We start from the raw sequence: 22,456 nt of genomic DNA on the forward strand, positions 1-22,456 counted from the left end.
GTTTGCTCATAGAACGTAATCCCAAGACTTCGGGAGAAACCTGAAACTTTTTTAAATTATCCAAATAAATTTCCGCCTTCCAGTCTGGCTTTTAGGTGTGCTTGTGCTAAGCGGGATCTTTTCCCTTCGGGGCTTAAATCGAGGTGAGAAGTTCCGTCTTCGTGGGTAAAATCAAAACCTAATTCTTTGGTTACAATTTTCAAATCCTCGATATGAAGTTTTGTTGCGAATTCGTCACCGGTATGCGGACAAACGGCCATTCCTTTTTTAATTCCTTCCTGTTTGTAGATATGGGCTCCGATTTGAGCCGGACGCTGAATGATATGGAAGAATTTTCCAAACGGAATCCAGATCAGAAACATAATTACCGTCACAGCGTGAATTACGGCCAGGAAATCATAGGCGAAACCTTTCATGAATTGATAGGAATATGTCAGGCATAACCCTGTAACAGAAATCGCAATCAATAAAATCAGCGGCAATAAATCACCTTCAAAAGTCTGCGTTGCGATTAATCCGGGATTGGTTAATCTTCTTCTTAAATAATAAACAGATCCAATAATTACTAGCCACGAAGACCAGTTCAGGGCATGAAAAATTAAAAAAGCCAGAAATGAATTTATTTTAAAATCCATCATTTTAAATCCAAAGAAATGGGCTTCGTAAATGGAAATTGAATTTGGTGCCAGTGTAAAGTGAATCCACCCAAACGTAAGCGGTATGGTAATCGCAAAAGCAGAAATACATCCCAAAGCGATACAAAAATGGGCAAACCATCTGTACTTGCTTCGCGGATAAATAAATTTCTGAACGACGATATTCTGTACAGATTCTTTCCCCAAAAACCATAAATGAGAAAATACTTTTCCGGTAAAAAGGAATTTAAGGCTTCTTTTAAAATACATCCATGTTGGAGGTCTTTGCAGCCAAACGGTATATCTATACACAATTCCAAAGAAAGCAAAAACGGTTCCGAATAAATAAGTGACTAATGCTGCATCAAAATTTTGTAATTCTCTTGATCCGTAAAACACCAGTACAATCGTAAGTATAGAAACCAGTGTCGCAACAAGTAAAGCTTTGGTATTAAATGTTTTATCTTTCATCCTTAATTTTTAATTTAATGATTACTCCTTTAACTTGGTTTTTCACAATTTTTACGATTGTAGAACCACCAATTGATACCTGTAGCTAATATAGTAAAAAAACAAACACCAATAAAGAATTGATTTACAGTACCATTAGTCGAAATATTATTCCCAATTAGTTTAGAAAATATAAAAGGACCAAATGCTGCAATTGCGGCTGTCCATCCAATTACGCCTGCTGCCTGACGCTGGTTTTCGGCAAAAATAATTGGGTATTGTCTAAAGGTTCCTGCATTTCCAACTCCGGTAAAGAAGAACATACACAGAATTACGGCCACAAAGAGCGGAAACTGATCCATGCTTGTTGGCGCCACTAATCCCTGCGTTACCAAAATTATGGCTCCCGTTAAAATTCCTAAACCTGTAATGGTGGTTAATATCGCCCCGCCTACTTTATCAGCTACAAAACCAAAGGCAATTCTACTGGCTGAACCAATTAGCGGTCCGTAAAATGCATATACTAACGGATCCGGTGCGTTTGGAAAATCTCCGTACAAAAATTTAATCATTAATGGAAAAGCTGCTGAAAGTCCTGCAAATGTTCCAAAAGTCATTACGTAAGTAATCGTGCAATACCAAGTGTGTTTATTCGAAAATATATCCAGCTGTTCTTTTATAGAGGCTTTCATTGGTATACTTCTCAAATAAAACCAGCTTACAATAGCTAAAAGAATTAAAAATGGTGCAAACCAAAAAGCCGCTGACTGTAAATAGATGGGTGTATTTTTAACGGCTGTATTTTCCGGACTCATCTGATTTAATATTTTTTCTGCCAGTTTCGGATTTGCACCCGCAATTGCTTTGGCCTTTGCTTTTACCGGCAATGAAGCAAAAACAATTGTTTTATCTTTAGAATATATCGCAGTAGTTACAGAATCAAGTATGTTTTGTTTTACGTTAGAAAGTATTTTAGCTTGTATTTCGGCATCAAGTGCTGCAAAAACTTCTTTTTGTTTTTCTACAGTTGTGTTTTGAAAAACGGTTACGGCTTCTTTAGAATCAATACTCGTAAATACCGTTGACGCGCCATAGATTCCGACGCTTATAATAAGCGGTGTAACAAACTGTGCTATCGAAACACCAAAATTCCCTATTCCGGCCTGAATTCCCAGTGCTGTACCTTTTAATCTTTTTGGAAAAAACAGGCTCGTGCTTGGCATGTAAGATGAAAAATCGCCTCCTCCAAAACCTGTTGTAAATGCTAAAACAGCAAATACCCAAAAAGGAGTATTTACATTCATAACGGCAAAACCTATTCCGATTACGGGAATTAATTTAATTGCTGTTGCAAAAGAAACTACATGACGGGTTCCAAATATGGGCAATATAAAAGTGTGAATTATTCGGAGAAATCCGGCTGCTAATCCGGGAATTGCGGTTAACCAAAAGAGCTGGTCTTTGGAGAAATTAAATCCAAGGCCTGGTAATTTAACCGCTATTACACTCATCATAAACCATGAGGCAAAAGACAAGATTAATGTTAATGTTGTAATTGTTAATGTTCTCCATGCTATTTTACTTCCGCCAGCATTCCAAAACGCTTCATCTTCCGGTTCCCATTTGTCTAACCAAGTTTTCATTATTTTTATGTATTAAATTATTTATCTTCTATTTCTCTTGTAAAATCGGGTGATTTGCTTCTCATGGCATTGATAATTGTTTTGTGCATCCATAACAGGCAAAGAACAGAAACTATAAAAATGAAAATCCATGAACTGGTCCATAGTCCGGTGTAGTTGAGAAGATATCCGAAGATTATCGGCCCGAAGAATCCACCGAGTCCGCCAATTAAACCAACCATTCCGCCAACGACTCCAACTTCATTTGGAAAATATTCCGGAATATGTTTGTAAACAGCTGCTTTTCCAATTCCCCACGAAATACCAATTAGGATTACCAGAACTACATAAACCCAGAGATTGGCACTGAAATTAATTTGTGTAATTCCCTTTGCTAATAATTCTTTCTTTTTTACTTCCTGATTTTGCTTTACAACAATTTCCTGCCAGGATTTCTTTACCGGAAAAACAGATTCGCCATTCATTTCTGAATCTTTCTTATGGCTGATTTGATATGTTTTACCGCTTACGATTATGTGGTCGGCTGAGAGTTCTGTTACAACTCCATTATTCATTGCCATAACACCCGGGCCGGCGGTATAGATTTCCATCTTTGGAAACATTAGTAAAAAACTGATTACAATTGAGGATCCTAAAACCCAATACATCACTTTTCGGGCACCAAATTTATCTGAGAGATATCCGCCAAAAGCTCTGATAACACCCGATGGCAGACTAAATAGTGTTGCGAACATTCCGCCCATAACTAATGTTGTGCTGTACACATTCATGAAATTGGGAAGCAGCCATTGTGAATACGCCACAAAAAAACCGAAAACTAAAAAGTAGTAAGCGCCAAAACGCCAGACACGTACATTTTTAAGCGGTGACATTAATTCTGAAATTGTTTTAGAAACTCCGGGATTGGTTTTATTTTTTGCAAAAACAATAAAAAGAATTCCTATTAGTACCAGCGCGGCGGCGTAAATAACAGGAAGCATTTTCCAGCCGTTTACCGGATCTTTTTCAGATAAATGATTTAATAATGTTGGTGCTATAAAAGTGGTAATTGCAGCTCCGGCATTTCCCATTCCGAAAATTCCTAAGGCTCTTCCCTGCCATTCTTTCGGATACCAGATGGAGGTATAACCGATTCCGACTGCGAAACTTGTTCCGACCAAACCAAAGAAAAAACTTAAAACAGCGAAACTCCAAAACGAACCGGCAAAAGACAGTAAAAAAAGCGGCACAGCGCATACGAATAGTAAAGTTGCAAAAACAATTTTGCCACCATATTTGTCCGTTAATATTCCGATTGGGAGTCTAAAAACTGAACCGGAAAGTATTGGAATCCCTAACAGCCAGCCCGTTTCAACGACTGTAAAATTAAATATTCCTTTATCTGCCAGATAGGTAACTAAAACACCATTTAGTGTCCAGCAGGCAAAACAAACCGTAAAAGCAAGTGTATTAAGAAATAAAATTCTGTGTGATTTTGATAAACTGCCCATAAAGAACTTTTTAAAATATACTTCAAATAATTAAGAGGCTACATCTTAATTACAGAACAAAATTACAGTCTTGGTATAGGGCAAAGAATGACATATATCATATTAAAGACTTTTTTGTCTTTAATTCAACTGTAGCCTGTCCTATTTTTGATAAAATTGTTTTTTAGTTCTCTTCTGGCGTTTTTTTTCCTTTTTAAGCCCACTTTAGTTTACTCTAAACCATTATAAATAAGGAAATTAAATAGAAAAAGATTACATTTTCCTTAATCAGAAAAAGAAAAAATTAACATCAGTAGGAAAAAATATTTAACATAAGTAATTAAAAATCAATACATTAAACACTAAGCTATATATTCAGAAAAGATTTTTTTGAAAAAAATGAAGGAAACTTTTGGTTTTTATTATATTAAAATTAACTTTGTCTATAGGATTAGTAGAGTTTAAAACCATAAAAAACTATATTTTGAAAACAACCGAAAGAAATACGTCTTGCATTCTTCTTAAAAATTACACTTATAGCGCTTCTTGTTGTATGTGTATGTGTTGTTAGTTTCTTATTCCTAATTCGTTTTAATTGAATTTCCAAAAACACATATTAAAAACGAATCTTTTTAAAATTCACCACCAGAATTTATTTATTGAAAATTACAAAAGTCTGTTTAATGAACTTATGTGTATTGAATTGATTGTTGAAATAACACCTATATTCCAAAAAAAAAATTAATAACTAAAAAAACTAAAAATGAAAAAAATGCATCGCTGCTGTTGTAAATAAAAAAAAAGCCATTTCTGCGGCAACAGAAATGGCGAGGCTTAAAAACATTTATCGTGAAATAAAGGAACAAAAATAGAGAGTTGAAAAATCAGCCCTCAGGACTCCTTGTTAATTATTTAAACCATTACAAAGAAATGAAAAAAATATTAAACATATACTCATTGCTTTTTCTCCTGTTTTTTTCGGCAGGAATTAATGCCCAGAATACAACCCCTCTTATACAATCCAAACTTGACGGAACAATCGTTGATGACATTACTAATCAGCCCATTATAGGAGCATCTGTAACCATTAAGGGAACAACGCACGGAGTTGTGACAGATGCAGAAGGAAAATTTTATTTTCAGACCGGTCAGAAATTTCCTTACACCCTTATAGTAAGCTATATCGGATACAAAAAAGCTGAAGTTATAGTCGAAAAAAATCCGGTGATTATTCACTTAAAAGAAGAAAGACAGGAACTTGACGAATTGGTAGTTGTGGGTTACGGAACGCAGAAAAGAAAAGATATTACAGGTTCTGTAGCTTCTGTACCAAAAGCAAATTTATCTCAGGTAACCTCATCGGCAGATAACTTACTGCGAGGCGCTGTTGCGGGTGTGGTAGTTACGCAAAGTTCCGGTCGTCCGGGTGCTTCTTCCAGCGTGCGTATTCGTGGAGGAAACTCCATTACAGCGGGTAACGAACCGTTATATGTGGTTGACGGAATTTTGATTTACAATGACAACTCAAACAGTTCTGCGGGGGTATCTTTTGCAGGAGCGAGTTTAAATGTTTTATCAACCATAAATCCGGCCGATATTGAATCTATCGAAGTATTGAAAGATGCTTCTGCCACTGCAATTTATGGTTCACGTGGAGCAAACGGTGTTGTAATTATCACCACCAAAAAAGGAACAAAGGGACAGGATAATATTTCGTACCAGGGTTATTTTGGATTTCAGAATGTTTCTAAAAGACTTCATGTAATGAATGCCAGCCAATGGGCAAGTTTACGAAATGATGTTCAGGCCAGTATTGGCCAGGCTCCTTCTTTTACCGCAGCGCAGATAGAAGCTTTTAAAACTTCAGGAAGCTACGACTGGCAGGATGCTGCTTTCAGGACTGCCGCTCCGGTGCAAAATCACCAGTTGTCTTTTTCAGGCGGGGACGAAAGATCACGATATTCTATTTCTGCAGGATATTTTGATCAGGAAGGTATTGTTTTGGGATCTGATTTCAGACGTATTTCTCTTCGTGCGAATTACGAAAGAAACTATTCTCAAAACTTTAAATTCGGTATCAATGCCAATTATAGTAATTCACTTTCCAATGGTTTAGGAGCCAGCAGCAGCGGTGGAAGAAATCCAAACCCTATAGCCGGTATTTTATTAACTGCTCCTGTAGTACCAATTAGAAATGAAAACGGAAGTTATAATGTAACCAACAATCCGTATGCAACTTCTGTAAACGGTTATGTTCCGAATCCGATTAATGATCTGGAAAATACTGTTAATGAAACTAAAATCAACAGAATCCTAACGAGTTTATTTGGGGAGTACAAAATCACTAAAAAACTGACTGCAAAAGTGGCTGTAAGCGGTGACGTTATCAATACAAAACAAAATTATTATGCGCCTGCAAATACATCAAATGGTGCAGGAACAAAAGGTTTGGCTTCTGTTGGGGACAGACTGGTAAGCTCCGTATTAAATGAAAATACCTTAAACTATAACACCAACTTTGGTGAAAACCACAAATTCTCAGCTTTAGGAGGTTATACACTTCAATACACTCAGGGCGAAGTGGTTAATGCCGGTGCCAATACATTTATAAATGATTCTAATACTTATAATGCTCTTCAGGATGGTGTTCCTGTAAAGCCGTATAGCGATGCATTCGAAAGTGTTTTAAAATCATGGCTTACGAGAGTAAATTATTCTTATAAGGGAAAATACAATTTTACGGTTTCTGCACGTGCGGATGGTTCTTCACGATTTGGATCTGAATCACTTTGGGGGTATTTCCCTTCTGCCGGTTTCTCATGGAATATTACCGACGAAGAATTTGCAAACAATATCAAAGGTGTAACCGAAGCTAAACTTAGAATTACTGCCGGAACAACAGGAAACCAGGAAATTGGAAATTATCTTGCCTTGGCCTCAATGGGTTCTGTAAACTATTCTTTTGGAGGAACTTTATATACTGGTCTTGCCCCTACCCGACTGGCAAATCCGGATTTGAAATGGGAAAAAACAAACCAGTATAATGTTGGTTTAGATTTATCTCTTTTAGACAGAAAAATCAATTTTGTTTTTGATGTGTATTATAAAAAGACAAACGATTTATTAATCAGTGTACCAGTACCATTGACTTCCGGATATGCAACTATACTTCAAAACATTGGAGGTGTTGAAAACAAAGGGATCGAAATTGGTTTAACAACTGAAAACCTGAAAACAGAAAACTTCTCATGGAACTCTAATATTGTTTTCTCTGCCAACCGAAATAAAGTGGTAGCAATCGGAAACGGAGTCGATCAGTTCTTTCCTGTAGTACCAAACGGCTCTCTTTTGCAACAACAGCCGGTTACCGTAAAAGTGGGTTTACCCTTAGGAACTTTCTGGGGATACAAAACAAACGGAATTTTCCAGACTCAGGAAGAGATCAATACACAACCAAAAATCAACAGTTTAGCAAATACAAAAATTGGAGACAGAAAATATGTTGACACAAACGGAGATGGTGTAATCACTGCTCTTGATAAAGGAAACTTAGGTTCTTCACAACCAAAATTTGTTGGAAGTTTCAGCAATACGGTTTCTTATAATGATTTTGATTTGAGTTTCTCTTTTCAGGGTTCTTACGGCGGAAAAATCTTCAATGCCTTAAATCAGCAGTTAGAAATTTCTACTCTTGGAACCAATGCCAATGTGACTTTAGAAGATCGTTGGACACCGACAAACCCAAGCAACGAAATTCCAAGAGCAACAAGTTCTCCATTAGGAATCGTTTCTGAGCGTTATGTAGAAGATGCTTCTTTCTTACGATTAAAATTAATCACTCTTGGATATACTCTACCAAAAAGCGTGTCTAAAAAACTGGGCGCAAAAAGTGTGAAATTTTATGTCTCTGCAGAAAACCTGGTTACCTGGACAAAATACACTGGTTATGACCCGGAGGTAAGTTCATACGAACAAAACAACTTATATCCCGGAATTGATTTTGGTTCTTATCCAAACTCAAAAACATTCATCTCAGGCCTGAACGTAACTTTTTAAGTAAAAAATATATAAAATGAAAAAGATAATAATAACATTCCTTTTAAGTGCCGGACTATTTGTATCGTGCACAGATCTGGAGGTAACACCAACCTCTTTTGTAACCGAAGATAATTACTTTATCACCCAGGATGATGCCGTTGCGAGTGTAACTGCAGTCTATGCCTCTTTGAGTGTTGATCCGGGAGAGCAGAGTTTATTTGGAAGAAATCTTTATTTCTTAACCGATATGGCTTCAGATTATGCTGCGGCAGGAGTTTCTGCTACGAATCCACAGGTAAGGGCTTTGAGCAGTTTAACGCATGATGCAACCTCAGACCGTGTTCAGGTAGCGTGGAGACAAATTTATGCGGGGATCAACAGAGCCAATGTTTCTATTGACAATATCCCGAAAGTATCGGGATCTGAAGTGGTAAAAACAAGATTAATCAACGAAGCTAAATTTATCCGTGGCTTACTTTATTTTCAGGCAGTTCGTCTTTGGGGCGGAGTTCCGATTGTTTTGCACGAACCGACTACTATTGAACTTGAAAGTTTGAAAACAAAAAGAAGAAGTGCAGAGGACGTTTATGCGCAGATTATTTCAGACTTAACCGCTGCCGAAGCTTTGCCTGCCACTTATGGTGCAGCAGACACAGGAAGAGCAACATCAGGAGCTGCAAAGGCAATTTTAGCAAAAGTTTACCTGACGAGAAAAGAGTGGCCAAATGCCATTTTAAAATCAAGAGAAGTAATAAATGGGGGTTACGGATATGCTCTTTTCGAAAACTTTCAGGACATATTTACTAAAACAAAAAAGAACGGAAAGGAACATATTTTCTCTGTTCAGTTTGAACCGAATCAGGCCGGAAACGGATCTAGCGGAAGTACTTTTCAGGCAACATCGTTTACCGGATTTACAGCAACAGAACCTGCTGATATTATCTCTGATGTGGCATTATTCTATGACATTTATGAAGCCGGAGATACAAGAAGAGATGTTAGTTATGCTAAACAATTGCTTAATCCGACAACAGGAACGCTTTATACATTTCCAAAACCAATCTTCAAAAAATACCTGGATCTGAGCAATTTGGCAACTCCCGGGAATGTTGCCATCAATTTTCCGCTGATTCGTTATGCTGACATTTTATTGTCTTTAGCGGAAGCGATCAATGAGCAGGGAACTCCAACACCGGAAGCTTTTGAACTGATCAATCAGGTACGAAGAAGAGCCTACGGAAAACCGATCACGACACCAGATGCAACAGTAGATTTAGTTGGTTTAGATCAGGCCGGTTTCAGGGCTGCCATACAGGAAGAACGCAAAAAAGAATTTGTTCAGGAAGGACAAAGATGGTTCGACTTGGTACGTTGGGGAACTTTGGTTACCGAAGTGAAAAAAGTGACAGCAAAAAATTCAGTTTCAGCAAAAAATAATCTTTATCCTATTCCGCAAAGCGAAAGAAATATTGACCCGGATGGTTTACCACAAAACCCTCTGTATTAACTAGAAAACTACCAAAAAAACTATTAATTATGAAAAATTTTAAAAATAATTTAGCAATCAAAAGTCCTAAAAAAGGGCTTTTGATTACTGCATTGCTAGTGGCACAACTGGGAATTGCACAAGAAAAAGAAGAGTTTAAAGGCACAATCGGCAAGACTCTGGCTGATTCTAAAGAATATTGGCCTGAACCTGTAAAAGCACCAAAAGGCGCTCCGAACGTAGTCTGGATTTTACTGGATGATGTTGGTTTTGGAGCGGCAAGTGCTTTTGGAGGATTAATCAACACTCCGACTTTTGATAATCTGGCGGACAACGGATTACGCTACACCAACTTCCATACAACGGCAATTTGTGCTCCAACGCGTGCTGCCTTACTAACCGGAAGAAATTCAGGAAGAGTACACGTAAGCGGATTTTCGCATACTATTTTATCGGCAGGTTTTCCCGGCTGGGACGGAAGAATTCCTTCTGATAAAGGAACCATCGCTGAGATTTTACGTGAAAACGGATACAACACTTTTGCCGTTGGTAAATATGGTGTAACTCCGGATGAAGACGCTACAGATGCGGGGCCGTTTGACAGATGGCCAACCGGAAAAGGTTTTGATCATTTCTACGGATTCCTTGGTTCTCAAACCGATCAGTACAATCCTGATTTAGTGGAAGATCAGGTACATATTAAACCTGACGGACGTCACTTAAATGAATTGATTACCGACAAAGCAATCAGCTATATTCAAAAACAGCAAAAAGCAGCACCCGGAAAACCATTCTTTTTATACTATGCGCCGGGAGCGATTCACGCACCTCATCAGGTTGCCGAAAAATGGGTTGAACCTTACAAAGGAAAATTTGATCAGGGCTGGGATGTTTATCGTGAAAAAGTATTGGCAAACCAAAAGAAATTAGGAACTGTTCCTCCCAATGCCGTTTTACCGGAACGCAATCCGCTTATTACCGAATGGAAAAAATTAACTCCGGATCAGAAAAAAGTATATGCAAGATTCATGGAAGTTTACGCCGGATTCCTGACGTATACAGATGCTGAAATTGGAAGAGTGGTTAATTACCTAAAAGAAAGCGGCCAGCTTGACAACACTTTGATCTTTGTTGCCATTGGAGATAACGGAGCCAGTAAAGAAGGAACTTTGCAGGGAACAATCAACCAAAGTTTGTTTTCTCAGGGAAAATCAGAGGAAGAAAATCTTCAGAGCAATTTGAATAATATTGGCGAAATCGGAACTGCAAAAGGTTTAAATACCAATTATCCTCTGGGATGGGCGCAGGCAACAAACGTTCCTTTCAAAAACTGGAAACAAGATGCACATTCTGAAGGCGGAACCCGTAACCCGTTAATTGTTTTTTATCCAAACGGAATAAAAGACAAAGGCGGAATCAGAAATCAATACAGCCACGTAACGGATTTATTGCCTACAACTTTGGAAATTGCCGGAATCAAAGCACCGGAATATATCAAAGGAATTAAACAGGATATTATTCAGGGTTCTTCATTTCAGGCTTCTTTGGATAATGCAAAAGCAGAATCTTTACACAAAGTTCAGTACTACTATATCTTCGGAAACAGAGCTATTTATAAAGACGGATGGAAAGCTGCGGCGGCACATTTACCGGATTCATTTGCTGTAAAACAATCATTAGGTAAAAACGAAAAACCGGTTGCAAGCAATTTTGACACTGATGTTTGGGAATTATACAACTTAAACGAAGATTTTAACGAACGTAACAATCTGGCTAAAAAGTATCCTGAAAAACTGGCTGAACTTCAGAAATTATTTGATGAGCAGGCAAAAGAAAACAATGTTTACCCGTTGATTGACTGGCAGGATGTTTACAACAGAAGAATTCATAATACCGGAGCTGACAAAGGAAAAACTTTGCAGGATTTAGTGAAACAAGTAACTAAACCAGCTGATACAGAAACTAAATAATGATTACCAAAACCTGCAAGGTTTAAAACCTTGCAGGTTTAAATCTATTCCGGCAAAAATCATCAAATTCTACAAGGTTTTGAAAACCTTGCAGGAAATCAACTCGTAAACAATGAAAAAAAATAAATACAATACAGCAAACATTAAAAGCCTACAAAAAGGACTTTTGATTACGGCTTTACTTGTCACTCAATTTGGAATTGGGCAAACCAAACCGGATCCAAATTATAAAGGCGTAGTAGGAAAAACTCTTGCTGACTCCAAAGAGTATTGGATCGATCCCGTAAAAGCTCCCGAAGGTGCGCCAAATGTGGTCTGGATTTTACTGGATGATGTTGGATTTGGAGCTACAAGTGCTTTTGGAGGTTTGGTTAATACTCCTACTTTTGAAAAACTGGCTAATAACGGTTTGCGTTATACCAACTTTCACACCACTGCCATTTGTGCCCCTACCCGTTCGGCATTATTAACCGGACGTAATTCGCACGCCGTTCATGTTGGAGGATTTTCACATACATCTATGTCGGCAGGATTTCCGGGTTGGGACGGAAGACTTCCTTCTTCGGCAGGAACTATTGCAGAGATTTTACGTGATAATGGCTACAATACTTTTGCTGTTGGAAAATATGGTGTCACTCCGGATGAAGATGCAACAGATGCAGGGCCTTTTGACAGATGGCCAACCGGAAAAGGTTTTGAGCATTTTTACGGATTTCTTGGTTCTCAAACCGATCAGTACAATCCTGATTTGGTGGAAGATCAGACCTGGTTAAACGGAAATACAAAACTAAACGGTGCCGAAAAAGACAAATCTAAAAATGAATTTGTAACGGATTTAAAAGGAAAGCATTTAAGCGAATTAATTACTGATAAAGCAATTACATACATTAATCGCCAAAAACATGCGGCACCAAACAAACCTTTCTTTTTGTACTATGCACCGGGAGCAACACATTCTCCGCATCAGGTAGAAAAACAATGGAGTGATAAATACAAAGGTAAATTTGACGAAGGCTGGGATGCCTACCGTGATAAAGTCATTGCCAATCAGAAAAAATTAGGACTGATTCCATCTGATGCAAAACTTCCGGTTCGTGATTCTTATGTTCCGGCGTGGAATACGTTATCTGTAGATGAGAAAAAACTATACGCTCAGTTTATGGAAATATACGCAGGGTATTTAGAATATACCGATTTTGAAGTGAGCAGAATTGTAGATCACCTAAAATCAATTAACCAGCTGGACAATACTATTTTCTATATTATTTTGGGAGATAACGGAGCGAGTAAAGAAGGAACTTCAATTGGACTGGTAGACGAATCATTCCGAAAACTTTCTGATCCTAAAACAAAAGAAGAATCTTTGAAAGCCAATTTATCTAAAACAGCCTTATTGGGAACGCCTGCAGCCACCAAAGAAAATTATCCTCACGGATGGGCTTTGGCAGCCAATACTCCGTTTAGAAATTTAAAACAAGATGCACATTCTGAAGGTGGAACAAGAAATCCGTTAATTGTATATTATCCGAAAGGAATCAAAACTCCCGGAATTCGTACGCAATACGGGCATGTAATTGATATTCTACCGACAACGTTAGAAACTGTCGGAATTAAAGCTCCGGAAACCATCAGAGGAATTGCTCAGGATTCTATACAAGGGACTTCCCTGGCCTATTCTTATGCGGACGCAAAAGCGCCTTCGAGACACAAAATACAGCATTATTACATTTTTGGATCAAGATCACTTTATAAGGACGGATGGAAAGCTTCGGCACCTCATCATCCTGATTACATTGATATTACACAAAATGATGCTTTATCTCAAAAAGATGAACCAAGCAATTTTGATAATGATGTCTGGGAACTTTATAACCTCAACGTCGATTTCAACGAAAGAGTCGATTTAGCCAAAAAGAATCCGGAGAAATTAAAAGAACTTCAGGCTGAATTTGATAATCAGGCAAAGAAAAACAATCTCTATCCTTTGATTGACTGGCAGGACGTGTTAAGACAGCGCATTCACAAGAAAAAGTAAATAAAAACCCCGTCAGAGCTGTTACGTCTGTAATAGCTCTGATATTAAAAAAAGTAAATTATGGCAGCAACAAAACCACTTATCAGGAAAGGCATTTTTGCTTTGATCCTTGTAGTAATTGCAGTAAGTTTTTACTACTTAACTATATGGGTAACTCCGTATTATGTTCAGCATAAATTCGCTTCAAAGAGCGAAGGTTATGTCAATACGCCACGATTTGGTGAGCAGCCAAATGCTGAAAACAGCCGCGTTGTTCCTTTACCAAATCCTGATTTCCTGTATTCTACAATCAGTTACGATTTAAAAGAAAATGTTTTGAAAATTTCCGGTATCGTTCCTGATTCAACCTATTGGTCCATTTCGGCTTATCAGGAAAATACAACCAATTATTTTGTTGAAAACGAAGAAAAAGTGAAAGCAAAATTTGAATATTATTTAGCTCCTGAAGGAAGCACATCAGAAGCTTTAAAAAATATTCCGAAAGAAAAGATCATTTACAGCCCGACTACAAAAGGCCTGATCCTGTTTCGTTATTTAGTTTCAAAAGCGTATCCGGTAAAAACGCTGGCAGAATTGCAGCATGGTGTAACAGTAGAAAAACTGACTAATTAATTTTCAACTTTAAAATCAAATCAAAATGGCTTTAAATCAAAAAATAAAGAAAATAGCAATCGGACTTGGATTAGTTCTTTTGGCTGTTGTTTTAGGAAGCGGAATTGGTGTTTACAACATTACTTCCGGAAAAAGTGATTCCCAACGCACCATTGGCAACTGGCAGACTGTTGATAAAGACAAAGACCTAAGTACTGTCGATTTACTGACTATTGCGCAGGTAGCTGTTTTTGGTCCTTATGCCTTAACCAAAAAAGAGGTTATTTATCTAAGTACCAGTACAGATAGTGACGGAAATCCTTTAGACCCAAAATCGGACTATGTGATTAACGGAAAAAAACTCGATGCAAAATACTGGAGCATTACTGCGTATGACCAAAACGGGTTTTTAATCAAAAATCCAATCAATAAATACAGCTACAATCTGGAAGATGTAAAATATGAATCGGACAGTACTACTTATAAAATCAACCTTTCGGGTTCAGAGAAAAAAGAAAACTGGCTGCCCATAAACAATGTCGAAAAAACGACTTTAATCATTCGTTTGTATTTGCCTTCAGAAAAACTGAGAGAAAATCTAACAGTTGAGACACTTCCGATTATTCAAAAAGTAAAATAAAAAGCATTTTATAACAAAATAAATGAAAAACGAATAAATAAAACTCTACTACATCCATAGAATTAGCAGTTAATTATTTAGTTTTACATTAAGTATTAAAACACAGAGCGATATGAAACGAGTAGATTATGAAATCATAGGAAAAAAGATTGTCGTTGGCGCAATTGTATTTTTAGTTCCGCTGGTAATTTTAGCCGGAGGATTGGTATTAATTAATCAATTTTTAAAATAAGAAATCATGGCAATAGTTCAAAAAGAAAAACTAACAAGAGACTTGATCATTAGTCTATTTATATACAGTCTGCCGGTAGTGGCAATTTTCCTGTATTTTAAACTTACCAATAACGTTGTGACCGAATCACATCTTACTTTACCCCCATTTTTAGAATTTGCACAACCAGTGTTTCAAAACATTAGAACCTGGGGATTAATTGTATTTATGATAGTTTTAGGAATTGTCGAATTTGCCGCAGGTCTTTATGATGACGAATGGACAGGTGAAGAACGCAAAATAGATATTGTTTCTTTCTTAGCGCCAAAATTACTTTTACCTCCGGTAATTGCATTTTTCAGCTTAACAGCTTTACCGTATTTATTACCAAATGCTGCTAATGCATTGTCATGGGTTCCGTTTTGGGGAGGATTTTTCCTAATCGCAATTGCCGATGATTTAACACAATACTGGTACCACAGATTACATCATCAGGTACCATTTTTATGGCGTTTTCACAGAACACACCATTCTGCTCCATACATGGGAATGGCAATGGCGTCAAGACAAAACTTTATATATACGGTTTTCTTTTCTCAAATTTATCTGACTGCCACTTTAACCTATTTAGGTTTAGGATTACCGGCTTTATTTGTTTTGGTAATTAAAAGTATCATCACTTTGGGCGCGCATTCAAGCATTGCATGGGATAAGCCATTTTACAAATACAAAGTTTTACATCCATTTGCATGGGTTTTAGAAAGACTGATTTCTACTCCGGCAACACACCACGCACACCACGCAGATACCAGCGGCGACGGTGTTGGACACTTTAAAGGAAACTTCGGAAACATGTTTTTTATTTGGGATATGATTTTCGGAACGGGATTAATCACTCGTAAATTCCCGGAATCTTACGGAACCAAATCATACAAACAGGAAGAATGGTACGCACAATTTTTATGGCCGATATTCAAATCTAAAAAAGAAGGAAGTTCTCTTGCCGATGGTGTATTGTCATTTCCATTAAAAGCCAAACCGGTAGAAAATGTAATAGAAACTCCAGAACAAACTCCGGTTTTAGAGCAGGCTTAATCTAAAATGTAAATAAAAATATAAAGTGCGGCAGTGTATTCAAATTAAACATGAATACGCTGCCCGTTTTTATCAAACCCTTTCCATTATGAAAAATAACAGCATTAAATACAGCATAGCAACGTTAGTTTTGCTCTTTACAATCGTAGGATTTTCGCAAAATAAAAGTTCCAATACCGTTTCATTAGATGTTTTTTACAGCAAAATTCAGGCTGAAAAAAAACCGCAGATTATCGATGCACGAGGCGCGGAAGAATTTGCCCTGAATCATATTAACGGTGCGGTAAACTTCAATTTAGAGTCAAAAGATTATGCTGAACAAGTGGCAAAATTAGACAAATCCAAACCTGTTTTCACCTACTCGATTGGGGCCGGAAGAAGCGTTTGGCTGGCCGATGCTTTATTGAAAAATGGCTTTAAAGAAGCTTATAGTCTTGAAGGTGGTATTGCCAACTGGATCGGCAACGGAAAGCCTTTTTATGCCAATTCTAAAAGTAAGCTAACCCAGACTGAATACAACAAAATCATTGCAGATAACAAAACCGTTCTGGTTGATATCGGATCGAAATATTGCGGAGCCTGTACCAAAGTAAAACCGGTTTTAGAAACGATCAGAAATCAATATGGCGAAAATCTAAAAATAGTAGAAATTGAATTAGAAACCAGCCCGCAGGTCATTGCTGACTTAAAAACCATCAAAGGTTTTCCAACCCTGATCTTATATCAGAATGGTAAAATTGTTTTCAAAAAAGACGGTTTGGGCGATTTAAAAAACGATGTTGATACTGCTTTGGCTTCGAAATAATAGCTTAATTCCAAAAAAACTAACCCATAATGGCAACCTATAAAAAAATAACCAAAATTGTAGTATACGTTTTAACAGTGCTACTTATTATCGCAGCATTTCTTTTCTGGCCGATTAATACCGATGGGAAATTAGTCGAAACTGATAAAAAATTAGCAGAAGGAAAAGCAGCTTTTCTGGCACAAAAAGACACGTCTGGTACTTCAAAAAAGCCCAATATTATCATTCTCCTTGCCGATGATTTGGGTAAATATGATATTTCATTATACGGAGGAAAATTGACTCCGACACCGCAAATAGATTCTTTGGCGGCATCCGGGGTGACTTTTACAGACGGATATGTTTCGTCTTCTATTTGTTCGCCTTCCCGTGCGGGATTAATCACAGGCCGTTATCAGGAACGTTTTGGACATGAATATCAGCCGGGAGACCGTTATCCGAAAAACAACCTGGAATATTATGCCTTTAAATATTTAATCAAAACAGATAACTGGAAACTTAACTCAAAAATCGAATATCCCAATGATGCTTCGATTGCTACTCAGGGACTTCCGAAATCTGAAATTACTTTTGCCGATTTAGCCAAAAAGCAGGGTTACAGTACCGGAATTATCGGAAAATGGCATTTGGGCCACAACAAAGGATTTTTCCCTTTAGACCGCGGTTTCGATTATCATTACGGGTTTTATCAGGCATTTTCGCTTTTTGCTCCCGAAGACGATAATCCGGATATTATCAATCACCATCACAAAGATTTTACCGATAAAACAATCTGGGGCAAAGGGCGTGTCGGAATCGGGCAAATCCGCAGAGATTCTACCATTATTGATGAAAAAGCATATTTAACCGAAAAGTTTGCCGAAGAAGCGGAAGCGTTTATCGATAAAAATAAAACCAAACCGTTTTTATTGTATGTTCCGTTTAATGCTCCACATACGCCATTTCAGGTTCGTAAAAAATATTACGATCGTTTCCCGAATGTAAAAGACGAAAACAAAAGAGTGTATTTTGCCATGATCAGCGCTTTGGACGATGCGATTGGAAGAATACGTGAAAAAGTAAAAAAAGAAGGTTTAGAAGAGAATACGCTTATCTTTTTTGCCAGTGACAACGGTGGCGCCGATTATACTTTTGCTACAACAAACGCACCGCTTAAAGGAGGTAAATTTTCTCATTTTGAAGGCGGTGTAAATGTTCCGTTTGCACTTTCGTGGAAAGGAAAAATCAAGCCGCATACCATTTATAAAACTCCCGTAAGTACTCTGGATATTTTTAGCACCATTGCAGCCGTAACCCATTCCGGTTTACCGAAAGACAGGATTTATGACGGGGTTAATTTAGTTGATGTGGTCAATAATAACAAAGTAGCACATAAAGATTTGTACTGGCGTTCGGGTGATGCAAAAGCGATCAGAAGCGGTGACTGGAAACTAATCATCAGCGGAATAACGCATGAAAAATGGCTTTATGATTTATCAAAAGACAAATCTGAAACGACAGATCTGGCTGCTAAAAATCCTGAAAAAGTAAAAGAACTTCAGACTGCTTTACAAAATTGGGAAAAAGGATTAATTAAACCTCTTTGGCCTAATCTGACGTATTATGAATTCGATTTTGGAAAACAAAAATACTTTGTCGATTTATAATTAAACAAACATTCCTGCAAGGTTTTGAAAACCTTGTAAGTTTACTTTTTTATACAATATCAATAATTAATACCTACAAGGTTTTAGAAACCTTGCAGGACATCAATAATAAATTGCCTCCAGCTTTAGCTGGAGGTTTAAAATTTGAAGGCAAAAGGCTTTAGCCAAACTTTTTATTCGGCTAAAGTCTTTTCTATTCGCAAATTGGTTACCTCCGGCTAAAGCTGGAGCCAATGGAATAATTCTTAGAATAATCAAAAATATGTCAACTCAACCCAAACAATTTAATATTCACGAAGACTGGACCGTCGTCATTCTGGGATTCATCATTATCGGAATTTCGTTATTTATTTTTCTTCCACAAGTTCCTGTTTTTGCCTGGTCAGACAGCCCGGACTTATTTACGAAAGTATTCGCTTTTGCAAACCTTAAAATCCTTTTAATTCAATTTTTATATCTGATTGCTGTCGGAACACTTGGTGCTTTTTTAATTGGAAAATCAGTTAAATACTTTCTCGTTACTTTTCCGATTGTCTATCTTTTAACCCTGATTGCACTTATTCTGGCCGGAAATTCAGCAATAAAATCGATCAATCTTGAAGCAGTCATTTTTAGTCTTATTATTGGTTTAGTGATCGGAAACTTCTTCAAACTTCCGGAGTGGTTTCGTTCTGCACTTTCTACAGAAGTTTTTGTAAAAATCGGATTAGTGCTTTTAGGAACCAGTGTTATCTTTTCGGATATTTTAAAAGCGGGATCTTTAGGATTAATTCAGGCTTTGATTGTGGTTTTGTCTGTTTGGTATTTTGCTTTTTGGCTCTGCCGAAAATTAAAGGTTGATGACGAATTAACCATGATGATTTCGAGTGCCGTATCAATCTGCGGGGTTTCTGCCGCAATTGCAACTTCGGGCGCCATAAAAGGAGATTCCAAAAAACTGTCGTATGTCATTTCGATGGTTTTGGTGACTGCAATTCCAATGATGATCTTCATGCCGATAATTGCCAAATATTTCAATTTTCCCGAAGAAGTAACCGGTGCCTGGCTCGGAGGCAGTATCGATACCTCGGGCGCGGTTGTGGCTTCCGGAACTTTGGTCGGCGAAACAGCTTTGAAAATCAGTACCATTGTAAAGTTTTCACAGAATGTTTTGTTGGGACTGGCGGCTTTTGCAATTTCGGTTTACTGGACTTACACCCATAATAAATCTTCGGAAGTTGTAGCCTCTAAACCAACGCTGAAAGTCATTTGGGAACGTTTTCCTAAATTTGTAATCGGATTTATTGCTGCTTCCCTGATTTTTTCATTTCTGATTGCACCCGAAACCAGAGAGGAAGTAAAAGACAGTTTAAAGAACCTGCAGGGAATTTGGTTTGCCCTGGCTTTTACCAGTATTGGCCTGGAAACCAATTTTAAAGATTTATTTCTTAATACCAGCAGAAAGCCTTTGTATGCTTTTTTAACGGCTCAGTTTTTCAATATCATCATTACCCTTTTAATTGCCTTTTTGCTTTTCGGCAAATAAAGGGTATCAAATTCAAATACAATGAAAAAAACACTTATTACGCTATCTCTTTTTTTACTCCCAATATTTGCACTTCAGGCACAAAACAAAACTGCCGAAAACTCAAAACCAAATGTCATTCTGATTTTGGTGGATGATATGGGGTATTCTGATTTAGGAAATTACGGTTCTGAGATTAAAACTCCAAATCTGGATAAACTGGCCAATGAAGGCTTGCGCTTACGCGAATTTTACAATAATTCGATTTGCGCACCCACAAGGGCTTCCCTCCTGACCGGACAATATCAGCATAAGGCCGGTGTTGGTTTTTTTGACGTAAATTTAGGACTACCCGCTTACCAGGGTTATTTAAATAAAGAATCGCTGACTTTGGGAGAAGTTTTCCGATCAGGTGGTTACAGCACTTTAATTTCCGGAAAATGGCATGTTGGCTCAGAAGACAAAGCACAATGGCCAAACCAGAGAGGTTTTGACAAGTTTTACGGCATTTTAAAAGGCGCATCGAATTATTTTGACACCAAACCTTTGCCTTTCGGCAAAACGCCTTATCCGGTCAAATTAATCCGCAATAACGAAGAACTGCATCCAAAAGACGATTCGTATTATTTTACAGATGAAATCGTGAATAATGCGGTGACTTTCTTAGACGAACAAAACAAAGAAAACAAGCCTTTCTTTCTATATCTGGCATTTACTGCGCCACACTGGCCATTGCAGGCAAAACCCGTTGATATTGCCAAATACAGAGGAAAATTTGATGAAGGCTGGGATGTGTTGAGAGACAAAAGAATCAAAAAATTAAAGGAAAACGGGATCCTTACGGAAAACCAGACTATTTCTCCAAGAGACCCGGAAGTTCCGGAATGGAATAAATTAACCTATGACGAAAAACAATTCTGGAAAGCCAAAATGGAAGTGTACGCCGCAATGGTAGATAACATGGATCAGAATGTCGGGAAAGTTTTAGATAAACTGAAAGCTTTGAAAAAAGATAAAAACACGCTGATTATTTTCATTTCAGATAATGGTGCCCAGGGCGGATTTAATACCTATAACCCGTTAGGAAGAGGTTTAGTCCGTAATGAAGGACCTGTAGGAACTTCGGGATCATTTGATTATCAGGAACAAAACTGGGCTTATTTATCAAATACTCCTTTACAGCAATATAAAAACAATATGCACGAAGGCGGTTTCAGTTCGCCGTTTATCGCTTGGTTTCCATCGAAAATTAAGGCCGGAAGAATTGATAAAGGAACCGGGCATATTATTGACCTTGCTCCTACTTTCTATGAATTGGCGGGAATCGAATATCCTGAAAACTTAAACGGGGTAAAATCTAATCCGCTTCCGGGAAAAAGTTTATTACCTGTTTTATTCGACAATGTTTCTGAAGTAAACCGCGGCGCACCGTTATTTTGGGAAAGAGCCGGAAACAGGGCTGTTCGCGACGGAAAATGGAAATTGGTTTCTATTTATCCTTCTTACGAATGGGAATTGTACAATCTTGAAACCGACCGTGGAGAAACTGCAAATGTAGCTGCTCAAAATCCAGGAATTGTAAATGATCTTTCTGCAAAGTATTTTGACTGGGCGGAAAAAACAGGTGTTGTCGAATACAGTAAATTCAAATTGAAACCTGAAACCATGCCTGGCGGTGCCGCATTAAAGAAATAATTAAAAGTGCTGAAATTCATTCGATTTGAATTTTCACAATACATAAAAGACAGAAAAATAAGTTCCAAAAACAGGTTCTGCTTATTTTTTCTGTCTTTTTTAGTTTAAAAATAAAAACGCAAAAACTTAAATATCAAATAATTACAAAATATTTTATTATAACTTTTAAATAAAAATAATTTTTTTCTTGGTTTTTATCATAATAAATATAACTTTGTCTATAGAATTAGTAGAGTTTAAATAATTAAAGAACTACATTTTGAAAACAACAGAAAAAATATCGCCTTACATTCTTTCAAAAAAATACACCTATAACACCTTTTGTTATATGTGCATCTGTTGTTAATATTCCGCAAACTTCGTTTCATCGATTATTCATTTTATACAATCGAAATTTAAAAAAACGAATCTTTTTAAAACCAAAACACTTTTCCGCTTTTTGTTCCTCACAAAATTGCTTTGTTGCATTCGTGTATCAAAAGGATTTATGGCATCCAAAAAAATTATGGAGCCAGTAAGTGAGCCGTAATAAAGCTGTTAGTT

14 protein-coding genes are annotated in these 22,456 nt (G+C 37.3%); 11 read left to right on the plus strand and 3 right to left on the minus strand.

Annotation, left to right across the window (positions count from 1 at the left end; all coding sequences use genetic code 11):
• Positions 1–56: 56 nt before the first annotated feature.
• The 3 genes from DCO46_RS00955 to DCO46_RS00965 are packed head-to-tail and all read right to left on the minus strand — an operon-like array spanning position 57 to position 4,218.
• Positions 57–1,106 (minus strand): MFS transporter, encoded by a 1,050-nt coding sequence (locus tag DCO46_RS00955; RefSeq protein WP_116750725.1) that lies wholly within the window; start codon positions 1,104–1,106, stop codon positions 57–59.
• A gap of 29 nt (positions 1,107–1,135) precedes the next feature.
• The gene (locus tag DCO46_RS00960) at positions 1,136–2,728 is read right to left on the minus strand and encodes a magnesium transporter MgtE N-terminal domain-containing protein (RefSeq protein WP_116750726.1); all 1,593 of its coding nucleotides are present in this window, start codon (positions 2,726–2,728) and stop codon (positions 1,136–1,138) included.
• Positions 2,729–2,745: 17 nt separating this feature from the next.
• A complete protein-coding gene (locus DCO46_RS00965; protein WP_116750727.1) occupies positions 2,746–4,218 on the minus strand; it encodes an MFS transporter in 1,473 nt (490 codons plus the stop codon).
• A 909-nt stretch (positions 4,219–5,127) separates the two neighbouring features.
• Between DCO46_RS00965 and DCO46_RS00970 the strand changes: the two genes are divergently transcribed.
• The 11 genes from DCO46_RS00970 (at position 5,128) to DCO46_RS01020 (ending at position 21,913) form a co-directional block, all read left to right on the plus strand.
• Positions 5,128–8,253, plus strand: coding sequence for a SusC/RagA family TonB-linked outer membrane protein (locus DCO46_RS00970; RefSeq protein WP_116750819.1), 3,126 nt, complete (start codon positions 5,128–5,130; stop codon positions 8,251–8,253).
• Positions 8,254–8,269: 16 nt separating this feature from the next.
• Positions 8,270–9,742, plus strand: a complete 1,473-nt coding sequence (locus DCO46_RS00975) for a RagB/SusD family nutrient uptake outer membrane protein (RefSeq protein ID WP_116750728.1) — start codon at positions 8,270–8,272, stop codon at positions 9,740–9,742.
• A 29-nt stretch (positions 9,743–9,771) separates the two neighbouring features.
• Complete coding sequence (locus DCO46_RS00980; protein WP_116750729.1) at positions 9,772–11,691, plus strand: arylsulfatase; 1,920 nt, start codon at positions 9,772–9,774, stop codon at positions 11,689–11,691.
• A 112-nt stretch (positions 11,692–11,803) separates the two neighbouring features.
• A complete protein-coding gene (locus tag DCO46_RS00985; RefSeq protein WP_116750730.1) occupies positions 11,804–13,726 on the plus strand; it encodes an arylsulfatase in 1,923 nt (640 codons plus the stop codon).
• Between the two features lie 60 nt (positions 13,727–13,786).
• Positions 13,787–14,338, plus strand: coding sequence for a DUF1254 domain-containing protein (locus DCO46_RS00990; protein ID WP_116750731.1), 552 nt, complete (start codon positions 13,787–13,789; stop codon positions 14,336–14,338).
• Between the two features lie 25 nt (positions 14,339–14,363).
• Complete coding sequence (locus DCO46_RS00995; protein WP_116750732.1) at positions 14,364–14,957, plus strand: DUF1214 domain-containing protein; 594 nt, start codon at positions 14,364–14,366, stop codon at positions 14,955–14,957.
• A gap of 238 nt (positions 14,958–15,195) precedes the next feature.
• The gene (locus DCO46_RS01000; RefSeq protein ID WP_116750733.1) at positions 15,196–16,263 is read left to right on the plus strand and encodes a sterol desaturase family protein; all 1,068 of its coding nucleotides are present in this window, start codon (positions 15,196–15,198) and stop codon (positions 16,261–16,263) included.
• Between the two features lie 88 nt (positions 16,264–16,351).
• The gene (locus DCO46_RS01005) at positions 16,352–17,068 is read left to right on the plus strand and encodes a thioredoxin domain-containing protein (RefSeq protein WP_116750734.1); all 717 of its coding nucleotides are present in this window, start codon (positions 16,352–16,354) and stop codon (positions 17,066–17,068) included.
• Between the two features lie 29 nt (positions 17,069–17,097).
• Positions 17,098–18,714 (plus strand): sulfatase-like hydrolase/transferase, encoded by a 1,617-nt coding sequence (locus tag DCO46_RS01010; RefSeq protein WP_116750735.1) that lies wholly within the window; start codon positions 17,098–17,100, stop codon positions 18,712–18,714.
• 262 nt (positions 18,715–18,976) lie between these two features.
• Positions 18,977–20,239: a YeiH family protein gene (locus DCO46_RS01015; protein ID WP_116750736.1), complete on the plus strand. Its 1,263-nt coding sequence runs from the start codon at positions 18,977–18,979 to the stop codon at positions 20,237–20,239.
• A 21-nt stretch (positions 20,240–20,260) separates the two neighbouring features.
• The gene (locus tag DCO46_RS01020) at positions 20,261–21,913 is read left to right on the plus strand and encodes an arylsulfatase (RefSeq protein WP_116750737.1); all 1,653 of its coding nucleotides are present in this window, start codon (positions 20,261–20,263) and stop codon (positions 21,911–21,913) included.
• The last annotated feature ends 543 nt before the right edge of the window (positions 21,914–22,456 follow it).

It is taken from the genome of Flavobacterium sp. HTF, assembly GCF_003105115.1.
Lineage (GTDB): Bacteria > Bacteroidota > Bacteroidia > Flavobacteriales > Flavobacteriaceae > Flavobacterium.